Here is a 4080-nt window from a genome sequence, read left to right on the forward strand (position 1 = left end):
CCTCGAACAACACCCGCACCGGAACCTGCGCATCGAGCGCCTGCCCCAACCGAGCGGCCATTCGAGTAGCAATCAAAGAGTTTCCGCCGAGTGCGAAGAAGTCGTCATCCAGACCCACTCGCTCGACCCCGAGTACCGCCGAGAAAACAGAAGCGACAATTTGTTCTACCGGCGTGACCGGGGCCCGGAACACCGCAACCTCGAACACCGGCTCCGGCAACAACTTCCGATCCAACTTCCCAGACGAGTTCAGAGGCAACTCGTCCAAGACCATGATCGCGTTCGGAATCATGTAGACAGGTAGCGATTCAGGAAGCGCATTCCTCAAGACTTCTACGTCGATCACAGAATCCGGGACCGCGATCACATATGCGACCAGCTGATCGCCCATATCGGTGGATGCCACAGTGACCACACACTGAGCTACCGTCGAATGCGCCAGCAGAGCTGACTCGATCTCACCCAGTTCGATCCTCTGACCACGGAATTTGACCTGAAAATCGGTACGCCCGACATACTCGAGTTCGCCTGCGGTGTTCCACCACACCAGGTCCCCGGTGCGATACATCCGACTGCCACCGGGATTGATTTCACCGTTCGTGTCGCTCGCCTCCACAAATGGGTTCGCGACAAAACGATCACTGGTGAGATCGGGTCGCGCGACGTAACCGCGCGCCAGTTGATCACCGGCCAGATACAGCTCACCCGCAACGCCTACCGGCACCGGCTGCAACCGACTGTCCAACACGTAGACCTGCGAGTTCCACTCGGGCACCCCGATCGGAATCCCTGTTGATTCCGATCCATCGACCTCGTAGTAGGTGATCGAGACCGCAGCCTCGGTTGGGCCGTACACATTGTGCAGGCCTGCAGACGACACCTGAGCGAATGCACGCACCGTCTCGACCGGCAATGCCTCACCGATCACGAATACGTCCCTCAGTGACACCAATGCGTGTTCCGGAACCGAAGTCGCGAAGACGGTCAACATCGATGGAACGAAGTCCGTCAGCGTCACCCGATGATCTTCGATCAGACGAGCCAGATACGCGGGATCTCGATGGCCGTCGTGAGATGCCAGCACCACTCTCGTACCGGACAAAAGCGCAGTGAAGTATCCCCACAACGAGACGTCGAATGTCGTAGCAGTCTTTTGCAAATAGACGTCTTCTGGGCCGATGGCGTACTGATCCTGCATCCACAGGACCTGGTTCACGATGGCGTGATGCGACACCGCAACGCCTTTGGGCTTGCCCGTGGAACCCGAGGTGAAGATCACGTAGGCGGCATTCACATCATGCAGACGACCGCGACGATCAGCATCGGAAACGACTGAAGCCGAGTAGCTCGAAAGATCGACACCGTCGATCAACAGCACGTCGGCGCCGTTCGGCGCTACGAAAGCATCCCGCGTCGTCGACAGCACACAGACCGGATCGGCCGTCGTGAGGATGTGCCCGATCCGCTCGGCCGGGTGATCAGGATCCAAGGGCACGTAGGCTCCGCCCGCGGCGATCACCGCGTACATACCCACTACGAGATCGAGCGATCGACGCATCGCCAAGGCCACCAACGATTCGGGCCCGACCCCGTTGTCGATCAGCTTGCGTGCCAACTTGTTCACACGTTCCGACAACTCGCCATAGGTCAGCGACTGGCCGTCGAACACCACGGCAACAGCATCGGGTGCCAACGCAACGCGGGTGTCGAACAGCGAAGCCAACGTCTCGCTGTTCTCAACGTCATGCGCGGTGGAGTTGCGCGCAATCAACAGCGACTCGCGCTCGGCCTCCTCCAACAGTTCGATGTCACCCACGGTGATCGACGGATCCACGACCACCTGCTCGAGGATCCTGGTGAACCGATCGGCAAATCCACGAATGGTCGACTCGTCGAATAGGTCTGTGGCGTATGCGAACTCGGCGAACATGCCAGATTCGTGCGTATCTTCGATGCGAGGAGCGAGGGTCAGTTGAAGGTCGAATTTCGCGATACCCGCGTCGAACTCGAGACCCGACACCTCCAAACCTGAAAGCTCCAACGCATCCTGCGACATGTTCTGGAAGAACAGCGCGACCTGGAACAGCGGGTGATGTGCCTGCGATCGGGTGGGATCGAGCACCTCGACCAACCGCTCGAACGGAACATCGCCGTTGCCGAGCGCCTGAAGGTCTGTCCTCCGCGTTGCCGAGACGAGCGCACTGAACGAACTGGCGAGGTCAACAGGAGTCCGCAGGACCAGTGTATTCACGAACATACCGATCACATCGTCGAGCGCCTTTTCGCCTCGCCCTGCAACCGGGGTACCGATCACGATGTCACTGGTACCGGACAACCTTGCGAGAAGCACGGCGAGGGCCGAATGCATCACCATGAACAGCGACGCGTTCCGCTCGCGTGCAAGTGAGTCCAAGCTCGACCGAAGCTCTTCACTGACGGAGAAGCGGTACGTAGCGCCACGATTCGAGGCGACGACCGGGCGGGATCGGTCAGCTGGTAACGCAAGCACTTCCGGAGAGTCGCGGAGGACGGAGCGCCAGTGGTCCAGCTGAGCCGAGATCAACGAATTCGGGTCGTCCTCGTCGCCGAGGACCTCCCGCTGCCAGAGTGCATAATCGGCGTACTGCACCTCGAGCGGAGTCCAATTCGGAACGCCATTCGAAACCCGAGCGGCGTAAGCAACCATGACATCCCGAGTCAACGGACGCATCGAGAACCCGTCCGCTGCGATGTGATGCATAACGAAGGCGAGAACAAATGCGTCCGCCCCCACCTCGAACAACTGCACACGGAACGGTACCGACATTGTCACATCGAACCCTGCCAGAGCGAGCGTCAGCAGTGCCTCTTCGATCCGAGTTCCGCCCAGAGTGACTGGGGTGAGATCAAAAGATACCTCTGAGGCAGGCAGAATCACCTGCTGACCTTGCCCACCCGCCTCGGGGTAGATCGTCCGTAGCGATTCGTGCCGATCCACCACATCCGATACGGCCAACTGCAGTGCCGACAGATTCAACTGGCCACTCAAACGCAGCGCAATCGGAATATTGTTGACGGCCGATTCGGGGTCGAAGCGGCTCAGGAACCACATGCGCTGCTGAGCAAGTGACAACGGAATCGTCGTGGGGCGAGGTCCTGCGACTAGTGCCGGAATGTTCCCGGAACTGACGTGTGACGAGATCGCCGCCGCCAGCGACTCTACATTCGAATTTTCGAACAGGACCCTCACGGGGATCGTCGTATCGAGCGCTCGCCCGAGCCTGGCGACCAATCGTGTGGCTACGAGCGAATTACCACCCAAAGCAAAGAAATCATCATCCAACCCGACACGCTCGACCCCCAGAACGTCGGCAAAGACGCCCGCTACCGCCAACTCCGTATCAGTTGCGGGTGTTCGATACTCCCGCACCTCGAATACTGGCTCCGGCAACGCCTTCCGATCCAACTTACCGTTCACCGTCAGCGGAAGCTCCTCGAGCACCACCACAGCATCCGGAACCATGTACCCGGTCAGGAACTCGCTCACCCTCGTCGACACAACGGAATCAGCAAGATCCATGCCAGCCTCGGGGACCACATACCCCACAAGACGATCACCGAGCGCAACATCCGAGCGCACAACCGCCACAGCGCCAGCCACCCCAGGCACACGCAACAACGCAGCCTCGACCTCGCCGAGTTCAATCCGGAACCCACGCAACTGAATCTGCGAATCACTTCGGCCCGCGTACTCGAGCACCCCGTCGACACTCCACCGCGCAATATCACCTGTCCGGTACATCTGATCACCGGAACCGCTGCGGCCGAACGGGTTCGCAACAAAACGACCAGCAGTCAACCCGGGCTGGCCCACATACCCACGCGAAAGCTGACCACCAGCGACATACATTTCGCCTCGAACACCCACCGGCACAGGACTAAGTCGATCGTCGAGTACGAACACCGACAATCCACCAAGGCCACGGCCGATCACCGAACCACTCGCCTCACGAACCATCACCGAATCGAGTGCCGAGAACGACACATGCACAGTGGTCTCGGTGATCCCGTACATGTTCACCAATCGCGGCGAACTATCGT

Annotated in this window: 1 protein-coding gene; it reads right to left on the reverse strand. The window is 59.6% G+C overall.

Going from position 1 to position 4080, the window contains the following annotated elements; genetic code table 11:
* Positions 1-4080: amino acid adenylation domain-containing protein (locus tag RWT78_RS28510; RefSeq protein ID WP_314682690.1), on the reverse strand; the 4080-nt coding region annotated here is incomplete at both ends.

Origin of the sequence: uncultured Rhodococcus sp., assembly GCF_963525155.1 — a bacterium.
GTDB classification, from domain to species: domain Bacteria; phylum Actinomycetota; class Actinomycetes; order Mycobacteriales; family Mycobacteriaceae; genus Rhodococcus_F; species Rhodococcus_F qingshengii.